Genomic DNA, 22,051 nt, shown 5'->3' with positions numbered 1-22,051 from the left:
TCACGCTGGGTGAGGAATGCGGAACACTCGGTGGGAGAAGGGTGCTGATCGGGATGGTCGTGCGGGACGCGGAGCGGTTGCGGGCGGTCGAGGAGGTCATCGCGCAACTCAGGGCGGAACTGCTGGCGTTGGGGGTGCTGCTGCCGTCGCTGCGGGTGGACCCGGTGTCGGCGGCGGGGGAGTCGCCGTATCCGCTGGTGGATCTGGGGTGCGTGAACCTGGATACGGCGATGCGGCTGACGGCCGTACTGCACGGGGTGAGCCGGTGAGTGCGATCGGGGAGTACGTGATCGACGTACGGGACGGAAGGGTCGGCCGGGTCATGGCGACTGAGGGCGGATGCGTGCAGCTCAGGCCGCCGGGCGGGGGAGTCGAGTGGGACTGCCCGCCGGAGTCGGTGGCGCCCGCGCCGGTGTCGGAGGAACTGCGGGCGCGGGTGCGGGAGGTGAACCGGGAGGGGCGGCTGCCGTAGGGGCGGCCTCTGTTCGTCAGGGCGTGGGGGCGGTGAGGTACCGCTGGACGGTGGGTCCGACCCAGTCCACGATCTCGTCGCGGTCGAGGGCCACACTGGCCGGGAAGCGCAGGACGTAGCGCGTCAGGGCGAGCCCGAGCACGGTGGAGGCGCACAGTGCCGCCCGCATCGGGGCCTGCTCCGGATCGGGGCTCAGCCGGTGGGCGAGCGGGATCAACTGCTCGCGCAGCACGACCTGCATGCGATCGGCCGCGGCCGGATCGGTGGCTCCGACCCGCATCAGCGCGGTGAGCTCGCCGTTCTCCTCCCACAGGGTGAGGAAATGGCTCACCAGGGTGCGGCCGATCTCCTCGCGGGGTTCGAGGTCGAGCTCGGGCAGGCCGGGGTCGATCGCGACGGCGGCCGCGAACAGGCCGGCCTTGCTGTCGTAGTAGCGCATCACCATCGACGGGTCGATCTTCGCGTCGCGCGCGATGGCCCGGATGGTCGCCTTCTCGTAGCCGTCCGCCGCGAACCGCTCGCGGGCCGAGGCCAGGATCGCGGCGCGGGTGGCGTCGGAACGCCGTACGGCCTGCTGGTTCTCCGTGGTGCCGGTCATGCCCACGAATGTAGGCCAACGGCTGTTGACAGTCCAGGGGCATGCCTCTACGTTTGCCAACACGCGTTGCCAACACTTGTTGTCAACGGATGTTGGTGGCGCGTGCCGAGAAGACAGCCGATCGCGAGGGGACGTACCGAAGATGGCCAAGCTCCAGAGTCTCGACCCGCGCACGCCGATGTTCGCGCAGTTCCAGGAGAAGACCGGGCCCATCGTCCTGGCCAACACCTTCGTCGTCCCGGAGGAGGTGCGCGCGTCGTTCCTGCCGCTCTTCCGGCGGCAGGCCGAGTTCATGAAGGCTCAGCCGGGGTTCGTCTCCCTTCAGATGCACCAGGGGACGGCGGGCAGCGAGCTCCTGATGAACGTCGCGGTCTGGGAGTCGACCGAGGCGCTCGCCGCGGCGTTCGGCAGCCCGGAGTTCCAGGGCATGGCGGCCGAGTTCCCCGACGGCATCGTGTCGTACCCGCACATCTTCGAGCGGATCGACGTATGACGCGGCAGCCGAGCCCTCATCCGTCCCGGACGCAACACGGAACACCGAAGGAGAGCACCATGTCGCTGAAGAACGTCAACACCGTCCTGGCCCACCACGGCTCCGCCGCCGCCGCGTTCGGCATCCACGGCCTGACCGCCGCGCTGATCGCGGCCACGGGTCTGCTGGTCCTGCGCGAGACCGGCGAGGTCCGCAGGGTGCCCGTCGCGCAGCCCGCCTGAGCTTCCCGGAGCCGGGGTCAGCGGTCGCGGCGTTCCTCGGAGGGCAGGACCCCGTAGCGGTCCCGGTAGTAGACGGCGAACCGGGAGAGGTGGGTGAATCCCCAGCGGGCCGCGATGGCGGCGACGGTCGTGCCCTGTGGCTGGTCGGAGCGGAGGTCCTGGTGGGCTCCGGCCAGGCGGACGTTGCGGAGGTAGACCGTCATGGAGACGCCGTGATGGCCGAGGAACGCGCTCTGGAGGGTGCGCAGGGGGATGCCGGAGATCCGTGCGAGTTCCCTGGCCGTGAAGGGGTGGGCCGGGTCGGCGTGGATGGCGTCGGTCACCGTGAGGACCGGGGCCGGGCCCGTGCGGCCCGGCGTGGCGAGTTCCTCGGCGTACTGGTGGGGCGTGGTGTGGAGCATCGTGGTGAGGAGCGCGGCGCCGAGCCGGTCGGCCATCGCGGGCCGGTCCAGGAGGCCGGTGGGCTGGACGATCTCCGAGGTGACCAGGTCGAGGAGGGCCATGAAGGGGCGGGCCTGCCCGGAGGTGACGCCGAAGGACGTCGGGAAGGTCAGCGCGGTGATGCCGTGGCCCAGCTCCTCCTCCAGCTCTGCCGTCACCGCGGCGGTGGCGAAGGACGCCTGGAAGAACTCGCTCGCCGGACCGCAGTGGGTCGTCTGCGGGCGTGCCGACGCGGCGCTGGCCAGGCGGCCGTCGCCCGCCCTCGACGGGGTCTCGGCTCCGGGGCGGGTGGTGAGCAGGGTCCCGGCCATGGCGGCGTAGAACGGATAGATCATCGAGATCAGCGCCGGGCCGTGCAGGACCACCGTCGAGCCGAAGGCCAGGGTGTTGAAGGCGACCGGGCCCAACTGGGCGTAGCGCATCGTCATCTCGAAGTTGCCGACGTCCGAGAGCTGCGGGTCGACGACGAGCGGGAAGCCGTAGAAGTCGGTGAGCCGGGCGCGGGCGTCCTCCACGTTCCGGCTGTGGAGCGTGGTCGTGGAGCCGGCCGTCGGGTCCGCCATGCCATTACCGTCCTGATGGACGCGGTCGGGCCCGCGTGTGCCACGGCGCCGGAGAACGGCGCGGTACGGCCAAGCCTCGCGCAGAACGGATAGATGGCCAAGGGGCTCCCGCACTTCAATCGCACCGGGACATGGCTTGCCGGAGTCGCGACGCCGACTACCGCGGCTTCGGCGACCGTCCTCCGGCCTGCTGACACTCCCGCGTTCAGCAGGCCGGAGGACACCTTGCGTGAGGCCGATCTGAAGGGGTCCTCGGACCTCACGCACCGGTGGCCGCCGCTCCAGGAGCGGCGGCCACCGGCCTAAGCGGTTCCTTGGGCGTCCCGTGTCCTGCGGGAGCGGTACCCGGCCATCTTCGACCGCGCCCCGCACACGTCCATCGAGCACCAGCGGCGGCGGCCCGGGCGGCTGACGTCGACGAAGAGCAGGGTGCAGTCCGGGGCGGCGCACTCGCGGATGCGGTGGCTGTGGCGGCCCGTGAGCAGGTCGACGCCGTCGCGCGCGATCAGGGTCAACAGGTCGCCGGTGAGATGGAGTCGGGGGCGGCGCAGGGCCGGGGTGTCGTCCGGGGCGGAGGTGAGGCGGGGGCCCGGCAGGGAGCGCGCCGACCAGGTGCTGATGGTGTCGAGGTCGTCCGGGTCGGGCTTCGCCGCGTGCAGGAACGTCCGGTGCAGGGCCTCGCGCAACTGGTGGGCCTGGGTGAGGGCGCGGGGGGTCGCGTCGGGGAGCGGGGCGTCCGAGAGGTGGGCGGCGCGGGACCAGCGGGAGAGGTCGGCCGGGGTGCGCAACTGCTCTACGGTGTCCGGGGCCTGGCCGGTCAGCGTGGCCGTGAAGTCGACCGAGACCCTCCCGCCGTACCAGCGGAAGGCGAGGGGGTCGGTGCGCGTGTCCACCATGCCGGGCACGCTAGCAGTCCTGGCCCGCGCCTCTGGGTGGTTCGTTTGTCGCAGTTCTCCGTGCCCCTGAGGCGAGTTGCGCTCGCTCAGGGGCACGGGAGGCGGGTCAGACGGCGGCCGGCACCTTTTCCGGCGTGTCCGGGGCCTTCGGGGCCGTGGTGGTCTCGGGAGCGTTCAGGTCCAGGAGCATCTGCTTGCTGAAGCCGAAGAAGTACGTGGCCAGGAAGCCGACCGCGTAGCCGACCAGGAGGCCGCCGCCGTAGATGGCCGCCGTCGTGCCCCAGCCGTGGTTGCCGTCGATCAGCGGGAACAGCGCCCAGCCGGACGGGCCGATCGCCGTCGAGCCGACCTTGTCGCCGAGCATCGAGAACAGGCCGACGAACGCGCCGCCCGCCGCTCCGCCCACGCACGCCGTGATGAACGGACGGCCCAGCGGCAGCGAGACACCGTAGATGAGCGGCTCGCCCACGCCCAGGAAGCCCGCGGGGAGCGCCGACTTGATGGTCTTGCGGATCGACGCGTTGTGCTTGAGGCGCTTGTACACCGCGATCGCGCAGCCGACCTGGCCCGCGCCCGCCATCGCCAGGATGGGGAGCAGGACCGTGTAGCCCTGCTGCTCGATGAGGGTGGTGTGGATGGGGATGAGGGCCTGGTGCAGGCCCAGCATGACCAGCGGGAGGAACAGTCCGCCGAGGACCAGGCCCGCGAACGCGCCGGTGTTGTCGAGCAGCCAGTTCGCCGCCGTGCCGATCCCGGTGGAGATCTCACCGGCCACGTACATCAGGCCGAAGATGGTGACCAGGCCGGAGACCAGGACCGTGATCGTCGGCGTAACGAGGACGTCCACCGCCTCCGGGACCCACTTGCGGCACCACTTCTCCACGTACACCGCGAGCACCGCCGCGCCGAGCGCGCCGAGCACACCGCCCTGGCCGGGCGAGAGCTTCTGGCCGAACGCCTCGATGTTGGCGACACCCGCGTACACGATGATCGCCGCGACGGCGCCGCCGAGGATCGGGGTGCCGCCGAACTCCTTCGCCGTGTTGTAGCCGACGAACACCGCGATCAGCGACATGAAGCCGGAGGCGATGGCCGCGAGGGCGGGGGTGACGGAGGGCAGCCACTCCAGGTTGATCAGCAGGCCGTTGATGCCCGCGACGATGCCGCAGCCGATCAGGGCCGGGATCAGCGGCACGAAGATGTTGGCGATCTTGCGGAGGAAGAGCTTGAACGGGGTGGCGTTCTTCGCCTTCCGCGCCGCCTTCAACTCGGCTCCCTGAGCGGCCAGTTCCTCGGCCGTCGGCGGGTGCGGAGCGGCAGGTGCGGCTGCCTTGCCCTCCTCGACGAGCGCCTCGAACTCGGGCGTCACCCGGGCGACCTTCCCCGGGCCGAGGACGATCTGGTACGTCTCGTCCTCGACCACGCCCATCACATCGGGCAGCGCCTTCAGCGCCTCGTCCTGGACCAGCGAACGGTCGGCCAGGCCCAGCCGGAGCCGGGTCATGCAGTGGACTACTGAGGTGACGTTCTCCGGCCCGCCGACAAGCGGGAGGATCGAGGCCGCCACGTCGCGGTTCTTGTTCTCAGCCATGGTGCGTGCTGCCTTGCTGTGCGGGTGGTGCTGGGGGTGTACGGGGGTCAGGGGGTGGTGCTCGGGGCCGCGGCGAGCGCGGCGCGCAGGTGGCCGTCCGACGCGGTCAGCAGGCGGGCGGCCGTGGGTCCGTCGACCTCGCCGAGGACGACGAGGATCGCGTTCTTCACCTCACCGTCGGTCGCGGCGAGCGCGGCCTCGATGACGGCGTCCTCGGCGCCCGTGGCCAGCGAGACGATGCGGCGGGAGCGGGCCCGCAGCTTCTCGTTCGACGCGCGGACGTCGACCATGAGGTTTCCGTACGTCTTGCCGAGCCGGATCATGGTGATCGTCGACAGCATGTTCAGTACGAGCTTCTGGGCCGTGCCCGCCTTCAGGCGGGTGGAGCCGGTGAGCAGCTCGGGGCCGACGACGACCTCGATGCCGTGGTCCGCGGCCGCCGCGAGGGCGCTGTCCGCGTTGCAGGACAGGCCGATGGTGAGCGCGCCGTACGTCTTCTTCGCGTGCTCGACGGCGCCGATCGCGTACGGGGTGCGGCCCGAGGCCGAGATGCCGACCACGACATCGTTTTCCGTGAGGTTCAGGGCGTCCAGGTCCTCGGCGGCGAGTTCCTTGGAGTCCTCGGCGCCTTCCACCGCCGTGACCATCGCGGAGGGGCCGCCCGCGATCAGGCCGACGACCTCGGCCGGGTCGGTGTTGAAGGTGGGCGGGCACTCGGACGCGTCCAGGACACCGAGGCGGCCTGCCGTGCCGGCGCCCGCGTAGATCAGGCGGCCGCCGCGGGCCATGCGGGCTGCGGTGCCGTCGATCGCCGCCGAGATCTGGGGCAGCTGGGCCGCCACGGCGGTGGGCACCGTGGCGTCCTCGCCGTTCATGATCCTGGCGATCTCCTGGGTGGGGAGCTGGTCGATCTCGGCGAGTTCCGGGCGGAAGGCTTCTGTGGTGAGGGTGGCCAGCTGGGCGCGGAGTTCGGTGTACGTGGCGTCGGTGGACATCGTCGTCTCGGGGGCTTTCTGTGCGGGGTGGCTTGTCGTCTGCCTGGTGCTGTCTCGTCGCCGGCTCACGGCGGGTGGGTGGCTGGTCGCGCAGTTCCCCGCGCCCCTGGGCGGTTCTTCGTCCGCGGGCCGGTGGCCGCTTCTCGCGCAGTTCCCCGCGCCCCTGAAGCGAGCTGCGCTCGCTCAGGAGCGCGGCCGGCCACGACGGCGCCGCGGATGGGCGCGGGCCTCATGACCGGCCGCCCCGCGGAGCGGCGCGGTGGCGGTGGGCCAGGGCCTCGTAGGAGGCGGAGAGGGCCGGGGCCGCGGACTCGTAGTTGCGCTGGGCCACGCCCACGAAGAGGCAGTCCACCACGAGGAGCTGGCTGGTCCGCGAGGACATCGCGGCGGGGCGGAGCTCGCTCTCGCGGGCGATGGAGGTGGTGAGGATGTGGTCCGCGTACTGGGACACCGGGGCGTCCGGGCGGCCCGTGATCGCGATCGTCGTGGCGCCGTGCTCGAAGGCGACCCGCAGCGGCTCGATGACGTCGCTGGTGGCGCCGGAGTGCGTGATCGCGACGGCCACGTCCCCGGAGCGGAGGCTCACGGCGTTCGTCACGGCGAGGTGCGGGTCCGAGTGCGCGTACGCCACGTGCCCGATCCGGAGCAGCTTCTGCGCCAGGTCCTGGGCGACGAGCCCCGACGCGGCCATGCCGTAGATCTCGACCCGCCCGGCAGCGGCGAGCGCGCCCACGGCGGCGCCGAGCTGCACGGTGTCGAGCCCGGCGGCGGTGTCGGCGAGGGTCTGCTGCTCGTCGTAGGCGAGCTTCGCGACCACGTCGGCGATCGGGTCGTCGACCGCGATGTCGGCGGTGACGGCGGGCGCCCGCCCCGACTGCTGCTGGGCGGCGAGCCCGGCGAGGGCGAGCCGCAGATCGCGGTAGCCGGGATAGCCGAGCAGACGCGCGGTGCGGACCACCGTCGCCTCGCTGGTGCCGGTGAGCTCGGCGAGGCCGGTGACGGTCAGGGCGGCGCAGCCGGCGGGGTCGCCGGCGACGGCTTCGGCGACCCGCTGCATGGACCGCGTCATCGACGGAGCCAGCGTCCGCACCTTCGCCGCGAGGGCGGCCGGGGCGGGCGGCGCGTCGTTCGCGAAACTTTCCTTCACGTCATTGCTCACGTAATGAAAGATATTTTCGTGACCGGTGGGGGTCAAGAGTCGAAGGGCCGGGACCTGCGTCACATCCGCGCCGCACGGAACACGGGGCGCGGGACAATGGGGGGATGAACACCATCAGCCCCCTGGAACAGGCACTGCACGCGGCCCGCGCGCTGATCCTCGCGGACCTGAAGGCCGTCGACGTCGCCGACGCGGACGTGGTCTCGCTCGTCGAGGAGTCGATCACGCAGCGCCGCTGGTGGGTGGAGCAGTGGCCGGAGGGCGTCGAGTTCGTCACCGGTCTCGTGGCGCAGGACGTGCAGGACGGCATCCTGGAGCGGCACGGCCGCTGGCCGGTGTGCCCGGTGTGCGGACCCGGCTCGGGCACGGACGGCCCGCACGCGCTCGACGTCGAGCCGGAGCTGGGCGCCGACCCGCACTGGGTGTGCTCGGAGGCCGGGGTGGTCGTGGCGCCTGTCGGTCAGCTGGGAGCCGTGGCCGGGTGACCGTCTACATCGACCCGCCGACCTGGCCCGGCCACGGCCGCCTCTGGTCGCACCTGGTGAGCGATGTGTCCTTCGACGAACTGCACGTGTTCGCGGGGCGGTTGGGGGTTCCGGAGCGCGCCTTCGAGCGCGACCACTACGACATCCCGGCGCACCGCTACGAGGACGCGGTGCGGGCCGGGGCCGTGACGATCGGCTCGAAGGAACTGGTGCGCAGGCTCACCGACGCGGGGCTGCGGCGTCCGAAGGGGCGGCCTGCGGCGTAGCGGCGCTGCCGGTGACGACCCGGGACGGCACGTCACGCCGGTGCAGCCGCAGCGACACCGCCGTCAGGCCGAGCGCGAGCACCGTCATCGCGCCGCCCGCCCAGGCGACCGCCGGATAGCCGAGGTCGGCGTCGATGACCGTGCCGCCGAGCCAGGGGCCGCCCGTGTTGCCGAGGTTGAAGGCCGCCGTCGTCGTGGCACCCGCGAGGGTCGGGGCGGCGCCCGCCACGTTGAACATCCGGGCGTTGAGCGCCGGGGCCGTGTAGAACGCGGACAGGCCGAGCAGGAACGCCAGCGCCACCGCCGCGATCTCCAGGTGCCCGAGCAGGGCCAGCGCGGCAAGGAAGACGGTGGACAGCGCGGTGCCGGTCAGCAGCACCCCGAAGAGGTGCGCGTCCGCGACCCGGCCGCCGACCGTCGTGCCGACCAGCGCGCCGACGCCGAACAGCGCCAGGACCGCCGGGACCCAGCTCTCGTCCAGGCCCGCCACGTCGGTGAGGAACGGGGACAGGTAGCTGAACGCGCAGAAGACCCCGCCCGCCGCCAGCGCCGTCACCGCGATCGACAGCCACACCTGCCGGTCCGCGTAGATCGACAACTCGCGCTTCAGGCGCGGGCGTTCGGCCGGGCGCGGGATGTGCGGGACGAGCGTGACGATGCCGACCAGCGCGATCGCCGAGGCCGCGCCGACCGCCCAGAACGCGGAGCGCCAGCCGAGCCCGTCACCGAGGAAGGCGCCGGCCGGGACACCGAGGACGTTCGCGATCGACAGGCCGCCGATCATCACCGCCATGGCGCGGGCCCGCTGGTTCACCGGCACCATCGCGATGGCGACGGCCGCGCCGACCGCCCAGAATCCGGCGCAGGCCAGCGCGGAGACGACCCGGGACGCGAAGAGGATCCCGTACGTGGGGGCGAGGGCGCCCGCGACCTGGCCCAGGCCGAACGTCGTGATCAGCGCGATGAGCGTCGTGCGGCGGGGCAGGCGCAGGGTCGCCACCGCGAGCAGCGGGGCGCCCACCACCATGCCGATCGCGAACGCCGAGATCAGCAGGCCCGCCTGCGGGATCGTGACGTCCATGTCGTCGGCGACGGCCGGGAGCAGCCCGGAGAGCATGAACTCGCTCGTGCCGAGGGCGAAGACGCTCAGGCCGAGTATGTAGACGGCCAGGGGCATGGTGGTGCGGTTGGTTTTCGACGACATGTAGATGGTCAACCGGGGGTGCCGGGGGTGGCATTCCCGGGGTTCTCCCCGGGTTCCAGGAGTCTCAGCTCCGTCGTCAGGTTCTCCCGGGCGGCGGCCTCCCAGTGCTTCTTCCCGTACGGGGTTCTGAACAGGGCCGGGAGGTCGAGGAGTTGGCGCAGGATCGCCGCGCGGCCCTCCCGGAACGCCTTGTCCGGCACGAACCCGTACTCCTCGCGGACGGCTCTCGTGTACGCCGCGTACGTCTCCGGGTCCGCGGCGAGGACGGCCAGGTCGGCGTCGCAGAGGGTTTCGCCGTCGGTGTCGCCGGGGGCCGGGTCGTGGGTGACGGTGAGCCGGACGAGGCGGGCCACTTCTTCCACCCGGGCCTGCGGCAGGCCGGCCTCGGTGAGCGCCCGCTCCGCGAGGGCGGCCGATCGCTCCTCATTCTCGGAGCGGTCCGGGCGGTACACGGCGTCGTGGAACCAGGCCGCGAGGCGCACCGTGTCGGGGTTCGCCGCGTGCCCTTCCAGTACGTCGATGTGGTCGAGGACGGCGGTGAGGTGGGTCTGGGTGTGGTAGCGCCGCTGGGGCTCCGCCCAGCGGGTGAGCAGGTTGTCGGCGTACGGATACGGGTCCGTCCCGGGCTCTCCCGTCACCGCCCGCAACGCCCACCCGAACCGCTCCCGCAACTCACTCATGGGGCGACCTTAGCTCCGGTGGCCGAGTGCCGGTGGTGGGCGGCTGGTCGCGCAGTTCCCCGCGCCCCTGAGATGCGCACTTCGTGCGGCATCTCATCAGGGGAAGGCTGCGCGCAGCGCATGCCTTCAGGGGCGCGGGGAACTGCGCGACCAGCCACGACGGTGGCGCGGACGAGTGACGGGCCAAGAAACCCGTTGGCCCCCGAGTGGAGGGGTGACATACACTCGCCCGTCCTGCCCGCCTCCCCCCGCGGAGCGCGCCGCCGTCGCCCGGTCGGAAACCGGCGGCCCGTGTCGTCGTCGTACCGTCAGCCGGAGGCAGAACCCGTGAGTCAGTCAGCGTCGCCGCTCGACCGTGAGCGTGCGCACCTCTCGTCGTCCCGCGCAGCCCTGCGCGCCATGCGCGAGGACGCAGAGGCCCTGGACATCCGAGACGTCACCGCGAACTGGGTGAACGCCGAAGTGCTCCAGCGCCAGATCGAGGAGCGGATCAAGGCGCTGGCCGACCTGAGCCACACCCCGCTCTTCTTCGGCCGCCTCGACTACCTGCACGCCCCCGGCGCCGAACAGGCCGAGGGCGCGGAGGGCGAGCAGTTCTACATCGGGCGCCGCCACGTGCACGACGCCGAGGGCGACCCCATGGTCATCGACTGGCGCGCGCCGGTCTCGCAGCCGTTCTACCGGGCCTCGAAGAAGAACCCGATGGACGTCGCGCTGCGCCGCAGGTTCGGTTACACCGGCGGCGAGCTGACCGCGTACGAGGACGAGAACCTGACCGACCCGGCGGAGGCCGAGCGCACCAGCCAGCTCCTCCAGCAGGAGATCGAGCGGCCGCGCGTCGGCCCGATGCGCGACATCGTCGCCACCATCCAGCCCGAGCAGGACGAGATCGTCAGGAGCGGGCTCGCCGGATCGGTGTGCGTGCAGGGCGGCCCGGGAACGGGAAAGACCGCGGTCGGCCTGCACCGTGTCGCGTACCTCCTCTACGCCCACCGCGAGCGCCTCGCCCGCACCGGCACCCTCGTCATCGGGCCGAACAGGTCGTTCCTCCACTACATCGAGCAAGTGCTGCCCGCGCTGGGCGAGTTGGAGGTCAAGCAGGCGACGGTGGACGACCTCGTCGCCGGGCCGGTGGAGGTGCGCGCTGCCGACGATGCGCCCGCCGCGCTGATCAAGGGCGACGCCCGGATGGCGGAGGTGCTGCGGCGGGCGCTGCGCTCGCACATCACGTTGCCGAGCGAGGGCATCGTGGTCGTGCGCGGGTCCCGGCGGTGGCGGGTCGCCTCGTACGAACTCGAAGAGATGGTCCGCGAGTTGATGGGGCGCGACATGCGGTACGGGGCCGCGCGCGAGGCGCTGCCGCAGCGGATCGCGCACGCCGTGCTCGTCCAGATGGAGCGGGCCGGGGAGGCCCCGGACGACCGGGTGCAGAACGCCGTCGCGCGCAACACCGCCGTCAAGGCCGCCGTCAAGGAGATCTGGCCGCCCGTCGATCCCGCGAAGCTGGTGCTGCGGCTGCTGTCCGACGCCGAGTTCCTCGCCGAGCACGCCGACGGGCTGCTCGACGACCACGAGCAGAAGACCGTGCTGTGGGCCAAGCCCGCGCGCAGCGTCAAGACCGCCAAGTGGTCTGTCGCGGACGCCGTGTTGATCGACGAGGCCGGTGACCTCGTCGAGCGGACGCACTCGCTCGGGCACGTCGTGCTCGACGAGGCGCAGGACCTCTCCCCGATGCAGTACCGGGCCGTCGGGCGGCGTGCCTCGACCGGGTCCGTGACCGTGCTCGGCGACCTCGCGCAGGGGACCACTCCGTGGGCCACGCAGAGCTGGGACGAGGCGCTGGAGCACCTCGGCAAGCCGGACGCCGTGGTGGAGGAGCTGACGGCCGGTTTCCGTGTGCCGACCGACGTCATCACGTACGCCTCCCGGCTCCTTCCGCACATCGCGCCCGGGCTCGCTCCGGTGGCATCGGTGCGTGAGAATCCCGGGGTGTTCGAGGTGCGGGGGGCTTCGGGGGACGGTGATGTGGTCGCCGCCTGCCGGGAGGCGCTGGGGCACGAGGGGTCGATCGGGCTCATCGCGGCCGATGCGCGGTGCGGCGTGCTGGGGGAGTTGCTGACCGAGGCCGGGCTGGTGTTTCTGGCGCCGGGTGAGGAGACGACGGCCGAGGCGCGGCTGACTCTTGTTCCGGCGTCGCTGGCGAAGGGGCTGGAGTACGACTACGTCGTCCTCGACGAGCCGGCCGCCGTGGTGAGCGGCGAGCCCGACGAACGCACGGGCCTGCGCCGCCTGTACGTCGCTCTGACCCGAGCCGTATCGGGCCTGGTGGTCGTCCACGCGGCCGCTTTGCCGCCCGAGCTGACGTCGTCCTGACGGACACCGCCCGGTGGGGCTTGCGCAGTTCCCCGCGCCCCTGAAGATCCGCGTCTGCCCTACGGGGTCCCGTCGCGACCTGCGGCCCGGTGGCCGCTTCTCGCGCAGTTCCCCGCGCCCCTGAGATGCGCACTTCGTGCGCCATCTCATCAGGGGCTTCCCTCGGGGGGAGGCGGCGCGAAGCGCATGCCTCAGGGGCGCGGGGAACTGCGCGAGAAGCGGCCGCCGGGTCGCGCGCGATGAACGACCCAGGAGCGCGGGTCAGGCGTCCAGGGCCTCGCGCCATGTGCGGACCGCGGTCGAGGAGACCGGGCCCGACCAACCCGCGGGGCGCGACGCTCCGCCGATGTGGAACGCCGACACACCGGCCCGCCGCAACCCGGCGACATGCTCCAGGCGGAGCCCCCCGCCCACCAGAATCTGCTGCTCGTACCCGGGCTCCCCGGCCGCCGACCGCCCGGCCTCCGAGACGAGGACGTCGAGCCCGGCGTCCACCCCGTCCGCCGAACCCGCCGTCAGGTACGTGTCCAGGCCGGGCAGATCGGCGAGCTGCTTGCGCAGGGCATCCCGGTCCGCGGCCCGGTCGATCGCCCGGTGAAACGTCCACCGGCACCCGTCCAGCTCCGCCACCACCCGCTCGACGGCGCCGAGATCGGGCCCCCCGTGCTCGTCGAGGAACCCGAGCACGAACTCGTCGGCACCCGCCGCCCGCAACGCCCGCGCCCGCGCCACCAGCTCCGGGACGTCCCCCGCGGCGAACCCGTCCGCGAGCCGCAGCATCACGCGCAGCGAGATGTCCACGGCCCCGCGGATCGCCGCGAAGGTCTCCACCGACGGCGTCAGCCCGTCCGCGGCCATGTCGGTGACCAGCTCAAGGCGGTCCGCCCCACCGGCCTGGGCGGCGACGGCGTCCTCGGCGTCGAGGGCGATCACCTCCAGGACTGCACGCTTGCTCATGAGGCTCCTGAATAGGTCTAGTCCAATGTCCCGCTCAGCCTACGCCGCGTGCACCGTGAACGCAGCCGTCCTGACCTCGCCGTCGTGCTTGAAATCGAGGAAGAGCCGGTACGTCCCGGCGCTGGGCGCGGTCGCGGTGAAGGAAACCTCCGGCCCCGGCCCGCCGTCGTGCGGATGTACGTGAAGGTAGGCCAGGTCGCCCGCGCGCAGCGCGACCAAGTGCCCGTACGCGCCGAGGTAGGGGTCCAGATCGGTGACGGGCCTGCCGTTCTTCGTCACGGTCAGGGTCAGCTCGCGGGCCGCGCCCGCCGCCAGTGTGCCGTCCACCCGGACCTCGTAACCGCCCGCGACGCGCGCCGTCGTGGAGTGCTCCGGCAACGGCGCGGGCGCGTACGTCCCCGCGACGCCCAGCCCGGCGCCGAGCGTCAGGCCCTCCGTCGCGCCGCGCGGGGTGAAGTCGGCGAAGACCCGGTAGTCGCCGGCCTTGGGCAGTGAGACGGGCGTCGACCAGGTGCCGTCGGCCGCGCGCACCGGATGCAGATGGCGGTACGCCGTCAGGTCGCGCGAGGCGACGATCAGGTGCAGTTCCTTGCCGTGCTCGGTCTCGTACGAGGTCAGGGGCCTGCCGCCGGTGCGGATGGTGAAGCGGAGTTCGCCGGCAGGACCGGGGAGGCGGTCGCGTTCCAGGTCGAGGGTGTAGCCGCGGTCGGAGACCTGGAGCCCGCCGGGAACGGTCTCGGCCGCGGTCTCGGTCTCGGCCCGGCCGGTGTCGTGTGTCTCGTGCGCGGGCTGCCGCTCCCGCGCGTTCTCCGTGATCACGGGAGCGACCCCGCTGCCCACCCCGTACGCGGTGCCGAACGTGGCGGCTGCCGCGGCCGCGACGGCGGCGATCTTCAGTCCGGTGTGCATGGCGGGCTCCTCGCTGAGGGGGGGCTGATTTCTCTGACCATACCCGTGGGGGGTATCCTGTCAAGGCGGATCCAGGGTTGCTTCAGGTACCCCCTAGGGGTATACATGGATCATAGTGAGGGGTACTCGTCCCGGAGCCCCGACCGAAGGAGGCAGCATGTCGGCGCACACCGTCGCCCCGCCCGCCCGGGTGGAACTCGCCATCGGTGGCATGACCTGCGCGTCGTGCGCCGCCCGGATCGAGAAGAAGCTGAACCGGATGGACGGCGTCGAGGCGACCGTCAACTACGCGACCGAGAAGGCGCAGGTCAGCTACGCGGACGGGGTGTCCGTCGCCGATCTGATCGCGAAGGTCGAGGCTACGGGCTACACGGCGCAGGAGCCCGAGCCGCCCGCCGCCGAACCGGCCGAGGACGCCGGGGCGGCGGCCGACGACGAGCTGCGGCCGCTGCGCCAGCGGCTCGTCACCGCCGTCGTGCTCGCCGCGCCCGTCGTGGCGATGGCGATGATCCCGGCCCTCCAGTTCGAGTACTGGCAGTGGCTGTCCCTGACGCTCGCCGCGCCCGTCGTGACGTACGCGGCCTGGCCGTTCCACCGGGCCGCCTTCACGAACGCGCGGCACGGCGCCGCGACGATGGACACCCTGATCTCGCTGGGTACCTCGGCCGCGTTCCTGTGGTCGCTGTGGGCCCTGTTCTTCGGCACTGCGGGCACGCCCGGCATGACGCACCCCTTCGAGCTGACCATCGGGCGCGGCGACGGCGCGGGGAACATCTATCTGGAGGCCGCCGCCGGCGTCACCGCGTTCATCCTCGCGGGCCGCTACTTCGAGGCCCGTTCCAAGCGGAAGGCGGGCGCCGCGCTGCGGGCCCTGCTCGAACTCGGCGCCAAGGACGTCACCGTGCTGCGGGACGGCGGGCGTGAAACGACCGTTCCGATCGGGGAGTTGAAGGCCGGGGACCGGTTCCTGGTGCGGCCCGGCGAGAAGATCGCCACCGACGGCACGGTCGTCGAGGGGTCCTCCGCCGTGGACGCCTCCATGCTCACCGGCGAGTCCGTGCCGGTCGAGGTCGCCGTCGGCGACACCGTCACCGGCGCCACGCTCAACGCCGGGGGACGGCTCGTCGTCGAGGCCACCCGGGTCGGCTCCGACACCCAGCTCGCCCGCATGGCCCGCATGGTCGAGGACGCGCAGAACGGCAAGGCCGCAGCCCAGCGGCTCGCCGACCGGATCTCCGGGGTGTTCGTCCCGGTCGTCATCGCCCTCGCCCTCGCCACGCTGGGCTTCTGGCTCGGCAACGGCGCGGGGTGGACGGCCGCCTTCACCGCCGCCGTCGCCGTCCTGATCATCGCCTGCCCGTGCGCCCTCGGGCTCGCCACCCCGACCGCGCTCATGGTCGGCACCGGGCGCGGCGCCCAGCTCGGCATCCTCATCAAGGGCCCCGAGGTCCTGGAGACCACCCGCCGGGTCGACACGATCGTCCTCGACAAGACCGGCACCGTGACGACGGGCCGCATGACGCTGCTCGCCACGCAGGTCGCCGACGGGGTGACCGAGGACGAGGTGCTGCGCCTCGCGGGCGCCCTGGAGCACAGCTCCGAGCACCCGATCGCGCGCGCCGTGGCCGCCGGTGCCGCCGAGCGCGTGGGCCCGCTGCCCGTCCCCGAGGACTTCGCGAACGTCGCCGGGCTCGGCGTGCAGGGTGTCGTCGACGGGCACGCGGTGCTGGTCGGCCGTGAGCAGTTGCTGCGCGAGTGGGAGATCGGGCTTCCCGAGGATCTGGCACGCGCCAAGGCGGACGCCGAGCGGGCCGGGCGGACCGTGATCGCGGTGGCCTGGGACGGGGCCGCCCGCGCCGTGCTCGAAGTCGCCGACGCCGTCAAGGAGACCAGTGCGGAGGCCGTGCGGCGGCTGCGGGAACTGGGGCTGCGGCCCGTTCTGCTGACCGGTGACAACGCCGCCGTCGCCCGTGCCGTCGCCGCCGAGGTCGGGATCACCGACCCCGCCGACGTCATCGCCGAGGTGCTGCCCCAGGACAAGGTCGACGTCGTCAAGCGGCTTCAGGGGGAGGGCCGTTCGGTGGCCATGGTCGGCGACGGGGTGAACGATGCCGCCGCGCTGGCGCAGGCCGATCTGGGGCTCGCCATGGGGACCGGGACCGATGCCGCCATCGAGGCCGGTGACCTGACGCTCGTACGGGGGGATCTGCGGTCGGCGGCCGACGCGATTCGGCTTGCCCGGCGCACGCTCGGCACGATCCGCTCGAATCTGTTCTGGGCGTTCGCCTACAACGTGGCCGCGTTGCCGCTCGCCGCGGCGGGGCTCCTGAATCCCATGATCGCCGGTGCCGCCATGGCCTTCTCCTCGGCCTTCGTGGTCGCCAACAGCCTCCGCCTGCGCCGCTTCAGGGCCGGCTTCTAGAGCGCGGGTCCGGCGGGGGGCGGCCGCGCCCCTGGGTCGTTTTTCGTGCGCGCCACCGTCGTGGCTGGGCGCGCAGTTCCCCGCGCCCCTGGGTGGTTCTTCGGGTGCGGCCCGGTGGCCGCTTCTCGCGCAGTTCCCCGCGCCCCTAGGTCGTTCTTCACGCGCGCCACCGTCGTGGCTGGTCGCGCAGTTCCCCGCGCCCCTGAGGCATGCGCTGCGCGCAGCCTCCCCTTGAGGCTGCGCTCCGCGCGCCTCCCGATGGGGGCAGCGGTGGCGCGCCTTTGATGAGATGGCGCACGAAGTGCGCATCTCAGGGGCGCGGGGAACTGCGCGACCAGCCACGACGAGAGGCGCGCGTGACGAACTGGTTTTAGGGGCGCGGGGAACTGCGCGATCAGCCACGACGGTGGCGCACCCGAAAGACCACCCAGGGGCGCGGGGAACTGCGCGAGAAGCCGGGCGGCAGTCGACGTTCGACGCGAGAGGCGCGGGTGGGATGTGGATTTTGGGGCGCGGGGAACTGTGGCAGCGGCCAGACTCAAGGGCGCTGACCCGACGAATGAAAGGCACTCCGTGATCGCACCGCGCCCCCGCCACGGCCCCCTCACCCTCGTCACCCTCGCCCTGACCCTGACGGCCTGCACCTCCGGCGGAACGGAGAAGGACGGCGCCGAGCCCGGCACCGGCTCCGGTACGCACACCGTCAAGACCGCGATGGGCGACGTAAAGGTCAAGGACCACCCCAAGCGCGTCGTCGTCCTGGACACGGCCGAGCTCGACTCCGCGATCACTCTCGGCGTCACCCCGGTGGGCGCCACGCGAGCCGGCGCGGAGGACGCCTTCCTCTCGTACCTCCCCAAGGAGAAGACCGACGGCATCACCGAGGTCGGCGAGATCGCCAACCCCGGCCTGGAGAAGATCGCCGCGCTGAAACCGGACCTCATCCTCAGCAACAAGGTCCGCGACGGCCAGCGGTACCAACAGCTCAGCGCCATCGCCCCGACCGTGCTCACGGAGACGACCGGCTACCCCTGGAAGCAGAACTTCCTCGTGCACGCGGACGCGTTGGGGAGAAAGGCGCAGGCGCGGGCGGCCGTCAAGACGTACGAGAAGCGGGTCGCCGCCGTCACCGAAGCGCTCGGCGGCAAGGAGAAGGCGGCGGGCGTCGACGTCAACGTCGTACGGTTCGTCGAAGGCGCCGACATCCGGATCTACGGCAAGAAGAACTACATCGGCACGATCCTCGCCGAGGTCGGCATCGGCCGCCCCGCGATCACCGACAAGGCCAAGGACGGGTTCACCTACGACGTGAGCCCCGAGCAGATCGACAAGGCCGACGCGGACGTCATCTTCACGTCCACGTACGGCAGTCCGAACAAGGCGAAGGTCACCGAGACCACCACGAGCGGCCTGTGGCGGAAGCTGAAGGCTGTACGGGACGGCAAGGTGTTCCAGGTGGACGACGAGTTGTGGATCCAGGGCATCGGGTACACGGCCGCCGGTCGGATCCTCGGCGAGTTGCAGTCCGATCTCGCCACGTAGCCACGTAGCCGCCGTCAGAAGCGGGTGCGCTGTGACCGCCACAGCAGATACAGCGCGGAGGCGATCGCCGCGCACCGCAGCACCCACGGCCAGGTCTCCTGGAACGCGCCGCTCATCTGCCCCTCCGCGATGCCCGCGCCCCATTTCCCGGCACTGCGCCCCCACAGCCAGACGACACCGCCCGCGACGGCCAGGCCGGGCAGGCCGAACACCGCCACCTTCTTCTGGAAGTCGGTCAGCCGGCGCGAGAGGAAGACGACGGCCCAGCCGGCCAGCAGGACAAGAATGTTGCCGAGAACCGCGCCGACGACCAGCGCGGCGGCGGACAGCAGCAGGAAGGGATTGGTCAGGCCGCCGGACGGGACGACGGTGCGCCGCAGCCGGCGCACGCCCTTCGCCCGGTCGCCCTTGCCCGGCCCCGCCGGCTCCGCGCCCTTCTCGTCCTCCGGCTCGTCGTCCTCCACCGGTACCGACGGGCGCTTGCGCAGATCCGGGCCGTTTTCCCGGGCCTTCGGCGGCTTGAGCATGTCGGGGATCTCCACCCCGCCGACGAACCCGGGCACGCTGTCGATGTCGGTGAGCGAGCCGGAGGCGCCGTCGCCCATCCGCCACCAGTCGGTGACGTCGCCGGACACGCCCAGCTCGTCCGATCCGGCCAGGTGCGGAGGTGAGGGCACGTCGTCGGGGACGGCCGGTTCGGGCGCCGACGCACGGCGGGGGCGCGGCACCCTGCGGCGCAGGCCGCCGGTCCGGTCCGCCTTGCCGGTGGGCTGCTCGGGCACCGGCCGGACGAGCGGCGCCGCCGGGTCGGCCGCGCCGGACCCGCCCTCCTGCGCGCCCGTCACTATCCGGTCCGGGGAACCCAGGTGCTCCAGGATGCGGCGCACGGCGGCCGGACTGTCGACGGTCGTCTTCGCGCGCCGCCGGTCGATCTCCCCCCGCAACTCCGTGACCAGGCGCATCCGTGTCGCGGACGGCAGCTGGCGCTGCTGGGCCAGGTCTCCGACCCGGCTCAGATAGTCGAAGACGAGCTGATCACTCTCGATCCCCACGAAGTCCCCTCCGGGGCGTACCCGTTGATGGTCCGACGGTATCGCGAATGCCCCGTTCGCACGGGTGCGGGTTGCGGGGCGGCGCCCCGGCCCCCGCTCCTCAAACGCCGGAGAGGCTCGATTCACCGCTACCGTGGGTTGGATGAGCCCCAACGAGCAGACCCCGGCGGCACCCCGCTCCCTGGCGGAGGCACTGCGCGGCAGGGACGACACCTCCCTGGCCCGCCTCCTGCGCGCCCGCCCCGACCTGCTCGGCCCGGTGCCGAACGACCTCACCCAGCTCGCGACCCGCGCGGGCACCCGCGCCTCGGTGATCCGCGCCCTCGACCGCCTGGACCGCTTCACCCAGCAGGTGGCGCAGGCCCTCGCGGTGGCCCCGGAACCGGCGACGTACGACGGACTCGCCGCCCTGCTGCCGGGGCCGGACACCGAGGAGGCGCTGCCGCGCGCCGTGGCGACCCTGCGCGAGCAGGCGCTCGTCTGGGGCGGCGACGACCAGCTGCGGCTGGTGCGCACGGCCCGCGAACTGCTCGTGCCGACCCCGCAGCACCCCTCGCCCACCGGTCTCGGGCCGACCGTCGCCGAGGCCACTGCCGGGATGTCGCCGGGCCGCGTCCAGGAGATCGTGGCGGCCGCCGGACTGCCGAGCACCCACGACCCGGTGTCGGCGCTCGCCGCGCTGACCGCGCTGTTCACCGACCCCGAGCGGATGTCGGCGCTGCTCGACGACGCGCCCGCCGAGGCCATCGACGTACTGAACCGACTCGTGTGGGGACCCCCGTACGGGCAGGTCACCGCCCGGCCCGCGGCCCACCTGCGCTGGCTGCTCGACCGGGCGCTGCTGGTGCCGACTAACCCCGGCACCGTCGTGCTGCCCCGCGAGGCCGCGCTGCACCTGCGCGGCGGGCGGGCCCACCGCACCCTGGAGCCGCTGCCGCCCGAGGTCGCGGCGCGCACCGAGCACCGTCCACAGGTTGTGGACGCGACCGCGGCGGCGCAGGCGTACACCGCGCTCGACACCGTCGAGGAACTCCTGAAGGACTGGGACGAGGGAGGCCCGGCCGTGCTGCGCGCGGGCGGACTGAGCGTGCGCGACCTCAAGCGCACCGGGGCCGCCCTCGACACCGACGAGCAGACGGCCGCCTTCTGGGTCGAACTCGCCTACGCCGCCGGGCTGCTGGCGTCCGACGGCGAGGCCGACGAGCGGTACGCGGCGACCCCCGCGTACGACGAGTGGCTGGAGCGGCCCCCGGTCGAGCGCTGGACCCGGCTCGCCACGGCCTGGCTCGCGGCGACCCGCACCTCGGGCCTGGTCGGCGGCAGGGACGGCAAGGACCGCACGCTGTCCGCGCTCGGCCCGCACCTGGACCGGTCGGCGGCGCCCGAGGTGCGCCGCCACGTCCTCGGGCTGCTCGCCTCGCTCCCGGACGGCGCCGAACCCGACCCCGAGTCGGTCACGGCCCGGCTGACCTGGGAGCGCCCGTCGCCCGCCACGCTCGACCTGCGCACCCGGCTGGCCCGCTGGACGCTCGCGGAGGCCGAACTGCTCGGGTTCACCGGGCGCGGGGCGCTCTCCGCGCACGGCCGGGCGCTGCTGTCCGCGCACTCCGCGGCGCCGGACGCCTCGGCCGAGTCGGCCGTGGCCGTCGCCCGCGCCGAGAAGCTGCTGGCACCGCTGCTGCCCGAGCCGCTGGACCACGTACTCCTCCAGGCCGACCTGACGGCGGTCGCCCCCGGACCGCTGGAGCGGCCGCTCGGCGAGGCGCTGGCCGTGCTCGCCGATGTCGAGTCCAAGGGCGGCGCGACCGTCTACCGGTTCACGCCGGGCTCGGTACGGCGTGCGCTCGACGCCGGGCGCACCGCCACCGACCTGCACGCCTTCCTGGCCGCGCACTCCCGTACGCCGGTTCCGCAGCCCCTCGCGTACCTGATCGACGACGTGGCCCGGCGGCACGGGCATCTGCGCATCGGGGCGGCCTCCGCCTACGTGCGCTGTGACGACGACGCCGTGCTCGGCGAGATCCTCGCCGACAAGCGGTCGGCGGGCCTGCGCCTGCGCCGCCTCGCCCCGACCGTCCTCGCCACCCAGGCCGATCCCGGCACGCTCCTCGAAGGGCTGCGCGCGATGGGGTTCGCGCCGGCCGCCGAGACCGCCGAGGGCGATGTCCTGATCACCCGCGCGCATGCCCACCGGACGCCGCCGCGCACGGCTCCCGAGCCGGTTCCGGACGGGCCTCCGCTGCCCGACGACACCCTGCTCGGCGCCGCGATCCGGGCCATCCGCGCGGGGGACACCGCGGCGACGGCCCCGCGCAAGCAGGCCCCGGCCGCCAACGGCGAACTCCCTCGCACCAGCCCCGCCGACACCCTCGCCACGGTGCAGGCGGCGGTGCTCACGGGGGACACGTTGTGGATCGGGTACGTCAACGCGGAGGGCTCCGCCAGTCAGCGGGTCATCGCGCCGATCCGGGTCGAGGGCGGGTTCGTGACGGCGTACGACCACACGGCGGACGAGGTCCGCACCTATCCGCTGCACCGGGTCACGGGCGTGGCGGAACTGGAGCCCGACGCGGGGTGACCCCCTTCAGGGGAGGCTGCGCGCAGCGCATGCCTCAGGGGCGCGGGGAACTGCGCGACCAGCCACGACGGTGGCGCGCGTGAGAGAACCACCCTGGGGCCGGCGGCGCCTCCCACAGCGCCGACCAGAGACGATCCCGGCCGGTGCGGAGCAT

At 72.9% G+C, this 22,051-nt stretch carries 21 protein-coding genes and 1 CRISPR repeat array; of the genes, 10 read left to right on the top strand and 11 right to left on the bottom strand.

Translation table 11 applies throughout. The features are described 5' to 3' along the window. The first annotated feature begins 41 nt into the window (after positions 1-41). Positions 42-269, top strand: coding sequence for a hypothetical protein (locus K377_RS23130; RefSeq protein WP_375605946.1), 228 nt, complete (start codon positions 42-44; stop codon positions 267-269). Next, positions 266-472 carry a hypothetical protein gene (locus K377_RS23125; protein WP_111665387.1) on the top strand — a complete coding sequence of 69 codons (207 nt, stop codon included), beginning with the start codon at positions 266-268 and terminating at the stop codon, positions 470-472. The genes K377_RS23130 and K377_RS23125 overlap by 4 nt, the downstream gene beginning before the upstream one ends. Positions 473-488: 16 nt before the next feature. Here K377_RS23125 and K377_RS23120 read toward each other — a convergent pair whose 3' ends face one another. Then, a complete protein-coding gene (locus tag K377_RS23120) occupies positions 489-1,070 on the bottom strand; it encodes a TetR family transcriptional regulator (RefSeq protein WP_111665386.1) in 582 nt (193 codons plus the stop codon). 142 nt (positions 1,071-1,212) lie between these two features. On the opposite strand from K377_RS23120, the gene K377_RS23115 reads away from it, so the two are divergent. Next, complete coding sequence (locus tag K377_RS23115) at positions 1,213-1,563, top strand: antibiotic biosynthesis monooxygenase (RefSeq protein ID WP_111665385.1); 351 nt, start codon at positions 1,213-1,215, stop codon at positions 1,561-1,563. A 59-nt stretch (positions 1,564-1,622) separates the two neighbouring features. After that, on the top strand, positions 1,623-1,784 hold the full coding sequence (locus K377_RS23110) for a hypothetical protein (protein WP_202455303.1): 162 nt from the start codon (positions 1,623-1,625) through the stop codon (positions 1,782-1,784). 17 nt (positions 1,785-1,801) lie between these two features. On the opposite strand, the gene K377_RS23105 is transcribed toward K377_RS23110, so the two are convergent. The 5 genes from K377_RS23105 to K377_RS23085 form a co-directional block, all read right to left on the bottom strand. After that, the gene (locus K377_RS23105; protein ID WP_111665384.1) at positions 1,802-2,788 is read right to left on the bottom strand and encodes an AraC family transcriptional regulator; all 987 of its coding nucleotides are present in this window, start codon (positions 2,786-2,788) and stop codon (positions 1,802-1,804) included. A gap of 302 nt (positions 2,789-3,090) precedes the next feature. Further along, positions 3,091-3,684 carry an ABATE domain-containing protein gene (locus tag K377_RS23100; protein WP_111665383.1) on the bottom strand — a complete coding sequence of 198 codons (594 nt, stop codon included), beginning with the start codon at positions 3,682-3,684 and terminating at the stop codon, positions 3,091-3,093. A gap of 106 nt (positions 3,685-3,790) precedes the next feature. Next, positions 3,791-5,275: a PTS transporter subunit EIIC gene (locus tag K377_RS23095; protein ID WP_111665382.1), complete on the bottom strand. Its 1,485-nt coding sequence runs from the start codon at positions 5,273-5,275 to the stop codon at positions 3,791-3,793. A 47-nt stretch (positions 5,276-5,322) separates the two neighbouring features. Beyond that, entirely contained in the window at positions 5,323-6,270 is a 948-nt protein-coding gene (gene murQ / locus K377_RS23090; RefSeq protein WP_111665381.1) for an N-acetylmuramic acid 6-phosphate etherase, read from the bottom strand. Between the two features lie 229 nt (positions 6,271-6,499). Then, a complete protein-coding gene (locus tag K377_RS23085; protein ID WP_111665380.1) occupies positions 6,500-7,429 on the bottom strand; it encodes a MurR/RpiR family transcriptional regulator in 930 nt (309 codons plus the stop codon). A 104-nt stretch (positions 7,430-7,533) separates the two neighbouring features. Here K377_RS23085 and K377_RS23080 point away from each other — a divergent pair, with 104 nt between their 5' ends. Then, on the top strand, positions 7,534-7,914 hold the full coding sequence (locus tag K377_RS23080; protein WP_111665379.1) for a hypothetical protein: 381 nt from the start codon (positions 7,534-7,536) through the stop codon (positions 7,912-7,914). Beyond that, complete coding sequence (locus tag K377_RS23075) at positions 7,911-8,180, top strand: DUF4031 domain-containing protein (protein WP_111665378.1); 270 nt, start codon at positions 7,911-7,913, stop codon at positions 8,178-8,180. The genes K377_RS23080 and K377_RS23075 overlap by 4 nt, the downstream gene beginning before the upstream one ends. Here K377_RS23075 and K377_RS23070 read toward each other — a convergent pair. Both K377_RS23070 and K377_RS23065 read right to left on the bottom strand, forming a co-directional pair. Next, a complete protein-coding gene (locus K377_RS23070) occupies positions 8,134-9,357 on the bottom strand; it encodes a Cmx/CmrA family chloramphenicol efflux MFS transporter (RefSeq protein ID WP_111665529.1) in 1,224 nt (407 codons plus the stop codon). The two genes, K377_RS23075 and K377_RS23070, sit on opposite strands and share 47 nt — an antisense overlap. 35 nt (positions 9,358-9,392) lie before the next feature. Further along, the gene (locus K377_RS23065) at positions 9,393-10,064 is read right to left on the bottom strand and encodes a hypothetical protein (protein ID WP_111665377.1); all 672 of its coding nucleotides are present in this window, start codon (positions 10,062-10,064) and stop codon (positions 9,393-9,395) included. Between the two features lie 399 nt (positions 10,065-10,463). On the opposite strand from K377_RS23065, the gene K377_RS23060 reads away from it, so the two are divergent. After that, positions 10,464-12,437, top strand: coding sequence for an ATP-binding domain-containing protein (locus K377_RS23060; RefSeq protein ID WP_202455347.1), 1,974 nt, complete (start codon positions 10,464-10,466; stop codon positions 12,435-12,437). Between the two features lie 261 nt (positions 12,438-12,698). Here the strand turns inward: K377_RS23060 and K377_RS23055 are convergent, their stop codons facing one another. Both K377_RS23055 and K377_RS23050 read right to left on the bottom strand, forming a co-directional pair. Next, a complete protein-coding gene (locus K377_RS23055; protein WP_111665375.1) occupies positions 12,699-13,394 on the bottom strand; it encodes a copper homeostasis protein CutC in 696 nt (231 codons plus the stop codon). A gap of 39 nt (positions 13,395-13,433) precedes the next feature. Then, entirely contained in the window at positions 13,434-14,303 is an 870-nt protein-coding gene (locus K377_RS23050) for a hypothetical protein (protein ID WP_111665374.1), read from the bottom strand. Between the two features lie 157 nt (positions 14,304-14,460). Between K377_RS23050 and K377_RS23045 the strand changes: the two genes are divergently transcribed. Then, a complete protein-coding gene (locus K377_RS23045; protein ID WP_111665373.1) occupies positions 14,461-16,725 on the top strand; it encodes a cation-translocating P-type ATPase in 2,265 nt (754 codons plus the stop codon). Between the two features lie 312 nt (positions 16,726-17,037). After that, positions 17,038-17,260: a CRISPR direct-repeat array (repeat unit 22 nt; unit sequence AGGGGCGCGGGGAACTGCGCGA). A 38-nt stretch (positions 17,261-17,298) separates the two neighbouring features. Then, positions 17,299-18,267 (top strand): ABC transporter substrate-binding protein, encoded by a 969-nt coding sequence (locus K377_RS23040; protein WP_111665372.1) that lies wholly within the window; start codon positions 17,299-17,301, stop codon positions 18,265-18,267. A 14-nt stretch (positions 18,268-18,281) separates the two neighbouring features. Here K377_RS23040 and K377_RS23035 read toward each other — a convergent pair whose 3' ends face one another. After that, positions 18,282-19,319, bottom strand: coding sequence for a hypothetical protein (locus K377_RS23035; protein WP_111665371.1), 1,038 nt, complete (start codon positions 19,317-19,319; stop codon positions 18,282-18,284). Positions 19,320-19,461: 142 nt separating this feature from the next. On the opposite strand from K377_RS23035, the gene K377_RS23030 reads away from it, so the two are divergent. Then, positions 19,462-21,897, top strand: coding sequence for a helicase-associated domain-containing protein (locus K377_RS23030; protein ID WP_111665370.1), 2,436 nt, complete (start codon positions 19,462-19,464; stop codon positions 21,895-21,897). Positions 21,898-22,051 lie beyond the last annotated feature (154 nt).

Source organism: Streptomyces sp. PsTaAH-137, assembly GCF_003259365.1.
GTDB lineage: Bacteria > Actinomycetota > Actinomycetes > Streptomycetales > Streptomycetaceae > Streptomyces.
This window is presented reverse-complemented; position numbering and strand designations above follow the sequence as displayed.

Coding starts and splice junctions, on each gene's coding strand:
- K377_RS23120 (WP_111665386.1), bottom strand. CDS start 1,070: ATGACCGGCACCACGGAGAACCAGCAGGCCGTACGGCGTTCCGACGCC.
- K377_RS23115 (WP_111665385.1), top strand. CDS start 1,213: ATGGCCAAGCTCCAGAGTCTCGACCCGCGCACGCCGATGTTCGCGCAG.
- K377_RS23110 (WP_202455303.1), top strand. CDS start 1,623: ATGTCGCTGAAGAACGTCAACACCGTCCTGGCCCACCACGGCTCCGCC.
- K377_RS23105 (WP_111665384.1), bottom strand. CDS start 2,788: ATGGCGGACCCGACGGCCGGCTCCACGACCACGCTCCACAGCCGGAAC.
- K377_RS23100 (WP_111665383.1), bottom strand. CDS start 3,684: ATGGTGGACACGCGCACCGACCCCCTCGCCTTCCGCTGGTACGGCGGG.
- K377_RS23095 (WP_111665382.1), bottom strand. CDS start 5,275: ATGGCTGAGAACAAGAACCGCGACGTGGCGGCCTCGATCCTCCCGCTT.
- murQ (WP_111665381.1), bottom strand. CDS start 6,270: ATGTCCACCGACGCCACGTACACCGAACTCCGCGCCCAGCTGGCCACC.
- K377_RS23080 (WP_111665379.1), top strand. CDS start 7,534: ATGAACACCATCAGCCCCCTGGAACAGGCACTGCACGCGGCCCGCGCG.
- K377_RS23070 (WP_111665529.1), bottom strand. CDS start 9,357: ATGCCCCTGGCCGTCTACATACTCGGCCTGAGCGTCTTCGCCCTCGGC.
- K377_RS23065 (WP_111665377.1), bottom strand. CDS start 10,064: ATGAGTGAGTTGCGGGAGCGGTTCGGGTGGGCGTTGCGGGCGGTGACG.
- K377_RS23060 (WP_202455347.1), top strand. CDS start 10,464: ATGCGCGAGGACGCAGAGGCCCTGGACATCCGAGACGTCACCGCGAAC.
- K377_RS23055 (WP_111665375.1), bottom strand. CDS start 13,394: ATGAGCAAGCGTGCAGTCCTGGAGGTGATCGCCCTCGACGCCGAGGAC.
- K377_RS23050 (WP_111665374.1), bottom strand. CDS start 14,303: ATGCACACCGGACTGAAGATCGCCGCCGTCGCGGCCGCGGCAGCCGCC.
- K377_RS23045 (WP_111665373.1), top strand. CDS start 14,461: ATGTCGGCGCACACCGTCGCCCCGCCCGCCCGGGTGGAACTCGCCATC.
- K377_RS23030 (WP_111665370.1), top strand. CDS start 19,462: ATGAGCCCCAACGAGCAGACCCCGGCGGCACCCCGCTCCCTGGCGGAG.